Raw genomic sequence first — 4,940 nt, 5'->3', positions numbered from 1 at the left:
ACCGGCCCCCGAGCCGGCCCCCGTACCCGCCGCCGACCCGCAGCCCGTGGCCGTGGCGGAAGCCGAAGCCGCCCCCGTCGCCGAGCCGGAGCCCGTACCGGCCCCCGAACCGCGGCTCGTCGCCCAGGAGGAGCCGGCCCCGGCCCCCGCGCCCGAGCCGGAGGCGGACGCGCTCCCGGCGGCTCCGGCCGACACCCCGGTGACCGCACAGTCGATACAGCCCGGGGCGCCCGCCCCCGAGTCCGAGTCCGCTCCCGAGGTCATCGAGACCCCGGACCTGAGCGACGAACCGGAGCCCGCGCGGCAGGAGGCGTCCGAAGAGGCACCCACCGCACCCCCGGCGCCCGGCTTCGACGACGCCGAGCGGGAGGCGGTCCTGCGGGTGATGCGGGAGCGCCGCGACATCCGCAACGGCTTCCGCAGCGACCCCATCCCGCACGAGGTGCTGCTGCGCGTCCTGGAGGCCGCGCACACGGCGCCGAGCGTGGGGCACTCGCAGCCCTGGGACTTCGTCGTCATCCGGTCCGCCGAGACGCGCCGCTCGATGCACGAGCTGGCGCAGCAGCAGCGGGACGCGTATGCGAAGTCGCTGCCGAAGGCGCGGGCCAAGCAGTTCAAGGAACTGAAGATCGAGGCCATCCTCGACACCCCGGTGAACATCGTGGTGACCGCCGACCCGACGCGGGGCGGCCGCCACACGCTCGGCCGGCACACCCAGCCGCAGATGGCCCCGTACTCCTCGGCGCTCGCCGTGGAGAACCTGTGGCTGGCGGCGCGGGCCGAGGGCCTGGGCGTGGGCTGGGTGAGCTTCTTCGACGAGCGCGAGATGGTGCGCGCGCTGGGGCTGCCGGAGCACCTGGAGATCGTGGCGTACCTCTGCGTGGGGTACGTGGACGAGTTCCCCGAGGACCCGGAGCTGATGCAGGCGGGCTGGTCGAAGCGGCGCCCGCTCTCGTGGGTCGTCCACGAGGAGACGTACGGCCGCCGCGCCCTGCCCGGCGAGGCGCCGCACGATCTGCTCCAGGAGACGATCTCCGACATCCGCCCGCTGGACGCCAAGGCGCTGGGCGAGGCCTGGGAGCGCCAGAAGCGGATGACGAAGCCGGCCGGCGCGCTCGGCATGCTGGAGATCATCTCGGCGCAGCTGGCCGGGCTCTCCCGGATGTGCCCGCCGCCGATCCCGGAGCCGGCGGCCGTCGCGGTGTTCGCGGGCGACCACGGGGTGCACGCGCAGGGCGTCACGGCGTGGCCCCAGGAGGTCACCGGCCAGATGATCGCCAACATGCTCGGCGGCGGCGCGGTGTGCAACGCGTTCGCGTCGCAGGTGGGCGCGGAGGTGTGCGTGGTCGACGTGGGCGCGGTCGCGGAACTGCCCGCGATGCCGGGCCTGCTGCCCCGGAAGGTACGTGCGGGCACGGCGGACTTCACCACGGGGCCGGCGCTCACCCGCGAGGAGGTCCACGCGGCGATCGAGGTCGGCATCGAGACCGCCCGCGACCTGGTGGCGGCGGGCAACAAGGGCCTGCTGACCGGCGAGATGGGCATCGCCAACACGACGGCCTCGGCCGCGCTGATCTGCGTGTACACCGGCATGGACCCGGCCGAGGTGACGGGCCGGGGGACCGGCATCAACGACGAGATGCACGCCCGCAAGATCGACGTGGTACGGCGCGCCCTGGAACTGCACCAGCCGGACCCGGCGGACCCGATCGGTGTCCTGGCGGCCGTCGGCGGCCTGGAGCACGCGGCGATGGCCGGCTTCCTGCTGGGCGGCGCGTCGCTCCGTACGCCGGTGATCCTGGACGGCGTGAGCGCGGGCGCGGCGGCCCTGGTGGCCCGGGCGATCGCCCCGGAGGCCCTGGCCGCGTGCATCGCCGGCCACCGCAGCGCGGAGCCGGGCCATGTGGCCGCGCTCAACAAGCTGGGCCTGCGCCCGCTGGTCGACCTGGACCTCCGCCTCGGCGAGGGGACGGGCGCGCTGCTGGCGCTGCCGATCGTGCAGAGCGCGGCGCGCGCGATGCACGAGGTGGCGACGTTCGACTCGGCGGGCGTGACGGAGAAGTAGCGGCACCGTTGTCGGGGGTGCTGCCCCGACCCTCCGCGCCTCAACCGCCGGAAGGGCTCAGCTATAGCCCGACGGCGATTGAGGCGTGGGGTCCGGGGCAGTGCCCGGGCAGGGCACAGGGCCCGCCGCAGGCGCCCCCGCCCACCGCTCACCGTGGCCCCCGGGCCACCCCGTATCGTGATCCCCACCCTCCACACCCACGCCGCTCCACCGTCGCAGCGGCTCGCGCTTCCGCACCGCCCCGAGGAGCCCGCACCACCATGGCCGAGCACGCCGATCGCCCCGCCTACCCCGTCGGACTGCGCCTCAACGGGCGCCGCGTAGTCGTCGTCGGCGGCGGCCAAGTCGCGCAGCGCCGCCTCCCCGCCCTCATCGCGGCCGGCGCCGACATCGTCCTCGTGTCGCCGTCCGCCACCCCCTCCGTCGAGGCGATGGCGGACGCCGGCGAGATCCGCTGGGAGCGTCGCGGGTACGCCGACGGCGACCTCGCGGACACCTGGTACGCGCTCATCGCGACCGACGACGACGCGGCCAACGAAGCCGCGTCCGCCGAGGCGGAGCGGACCCGCACCTGGTGCGTCCGCAGCGACGACGCCGAAGCGGCCACCGCCTGGACGCCCGCCACCGGCCGAAGCGAGGGCGTGACCGTCGCCGTGCTCACCGCGGGCGCCCACGGCCGCGACCCGCGCCACTCGGCCGCCGTCCGCGACGCGATCGTGGAGGGACTGCGCGACGGCAGCATCTCCGCCCCGCACCACCGCACCCGGACCGCCGGCGTCGCCCTCGTGGGCGGCGGCCCCGGCGACCCGGACCTCATCACCGTCCGGGGCCGCCGCCTCCTCGCCGAGGCGGACGTCGTCATCGCCGACCGCCTCGGCCCCCGCGACCTCCTGGACGAACTGCCGCCGCACGTCGAGGTCATCGACGCCGCGAAGATCCCGTACGGCCGCTACATGGCGCAGGAGGCCATCAACAACGCGCTGATCGAGCACGCCAAGGCCGGCAAGGCGGTCGTCCGGCTCAAGGGCGGCGACCCGTTCGTCTTCGGCCGGGGCATGGAGGAGGCCCAGGCGCTCGCCGCCGAGGGCATCCCGTGCACCGTCGTGCCCGGCATCTCCAGCTCCATCTCGGTCCCCGGCGCGGCCGGCATCCCCGTCACCCACCGGGGCGTCGCCCACGAGTTCACCGTGGTCAGCGGGCACGTCGCCCCCGACGACGAACGCTCCCTGGTCGACTGGGCGGCCCTCGCCCGGCTGCGCGGCACCCTGGTGCTCCTGATGGCCGTCGACAAGATCGGCGCCATCGCCCGCACGCTCGTGGAGCACGGCCGGTCGCCCGAGACCCCGGTCGCGCTCGTCCAGGAAGGCACGACGGCCGCCCAGCGCCGCGTCGACGCCACCCTCGCGACCGTGGCCGAGCGCGTGGCCGCGGAGGACGTCCGCCCGCCCGCCGTCATCGTGATCGGCGCCGTGGTCGAGGTCGGCGCGGACGCCGCTCCGAACGGCGAGTAGCAAGCCGTAACAGCCCCCGACCGTCGGCACCCCACCGGACAAGGCAGCACCAGAACCGTGGCTGAACCCCTCACCATCGACACCCCCGACGACCCCCGCCTGAGCGACTACGTCAGCCTCACCGACGTGGAACTCCGGCGCCGCAAGGAACCCGCCGAGGGCCTCTTCATCGCCGAGGGCGAGAAGGTGATCCGCCGCGCCCGCCAGGCCGGGTACGCGATGCGCTCCATGCTGCTCTCGGCGAAGTGGGTCGACCAGATGCGGGACGTCATCGAGGAGAGCGACGCCCCCGTCTACACGGTCGCCCCGGACCTCGCCGAACGCGTCACCGGCTACCACGTGCACCGGGGCGCCCTCGCCTCGATGCAGCGCAAACCCCTCCCGGACGCCGGCGAACTCCTCCGCACGGCCCGCCGCGTGGCCGTCATGGAGGCCGTCAACGACCATACGAACATCGGCGCGATCTTCCGCAGCGCCGCCGCCCTCGGGATGGACGCCGTCCTGCTCTCCCCGGACTGCGCCGACCCGCTGTACCGGCGTTCCGTCAAGGTCTCGATGGGCGCGGTGTTCTCCGTACCGTACGCCCGCCTCGACACCTGGCCGCAGGGACTCGGGACCGTACGCGAGGCAGGGTTCACCGTGCTCGCGCTGACGCCCGCCGAGAAGGCCGTGAGCATCGAGGAGGCGGCGCCGCACCGGATGGACCGGGTCGCCCTCATGCTCGGCGCGGAGGGCGACGGCCTCTCCGCCCGGGCCCTCGCCGCCGCCGACCGGTGGGTGCGCATCCCGATGGCCCACGGTGTGGACTCGCTGAACGTCGGCGCGGCCGCCGCGGTCGCCTTCTACGCGGTGGCCACGGGCCGCCCGGAGAGCTGACTAGGGCGTGTTTCGAAAGTAGCGCCGTCCGCCCGTAGGGCGGGTCCGGCGGCGTCTGGTGCGTGCGATCGCAAGGCGGAGGGTCGCCCCGATACTGGGTGTATCGGGGTGATCCCGACAACGCGGCGAGCGTGCGTGCCAGGCGTCGCCGGACAGGCGGGACTTTCGAAACACGCCCTAGGGCCGCCGGTCCTGGCTCTGGCTCTGCCCGTGCCCGAGGTCCACGCCCAGCCCCCGGGCCGGCCCTTGGCAGCCCTGCGCCGCCGCGATTCCGAGCGCCACCAGCAGCGTCACCACCACGAAGACGACGAGCCGCTGCCGCAGCAGCCTCGGGTTGGCCGGACGCCGCCCCGTCGACGTCGTCCGGGGCCCGGGCCGGGTGCCCGGCCTGCCGTTCGTCCCGTTGGTGCCCTGCGGACGCCTGGCCGGCCGCGCCGTCCCGCGCGGCTGCTGCTGCACCGGTCGGCCGCCTCCGGTGCGGGCGGGGG

Annotated in this window: 3 protein-coding genes and 1 pseudogene; 3 read left to right on the top strand and 1 reads right to left on the bottom strand. The window is 75.1% G+C overall.

Annotated features, from left to right (window positions below):
• From cobT to G3I41_RS11090, 3 genes are all read left to right on the top strand, one after another.
• A partial coding sequence (gene cobT / locus G3I41_RS11100) for a nicotinate-nucleotide--dimethylbenzimidazole phosphoribosyltransferase (protein WP_164400036.1) occupies positions 1-2,065 on the top strand: 2,065 nt, incomplete at its 5' end.
• A 260-nt stretch (positions 2,066-2,325) separates the two neighbouring features.
• The gene (cobA, locus tag G3I41_RS11095) at positions 2,326-3,576 is read left to right on the top strand and encodes a uroporphyrinogen-III C-methyltransferase (protein ID WP_164400035.1); all 1,251 of its coding nucleotides are present in this window, start codon (positions 2,326-2,328) and stop codon (positions 3,574-3,576) included.
• Between the two features lie 57 nt (positions 3,577-3,633).
• Entirely contained in the window at positions 3,634-4,452 is an 819-nt protein-coding gene (locus G3I41_RS11090) for an RNA methyltransferase (RefSeq protein ID WP_164400034.1), read from the top strand.
• Between the two features lie 177 nt (positions 4,453-4,629).
• Here the strand turns inward: G3I41_RS11090 and G3I41_RS11085 are convergent.
• Positions 4,630-4,940 (bottom strand): annotated as a pseudogene (locus tag G3I41_RS11085) (serine/threonine protein kinase); the annotation flags it as partial.

It is taken from the genome of Streptomyces sp. SID9727 (assembly GCF_010550605.1).
In the GTDB taxonomy this organism is placed as follows: domain Bacteria; phylum Actinomycetota; class Actinomycetes; order Streptomycetales; family Streptomycetaceae; genus Streptomyces.
Note: the sequence above shows the minus strand (reverse complement) of the source record. Positions and strands in the feature narration are given on the sequence as shown.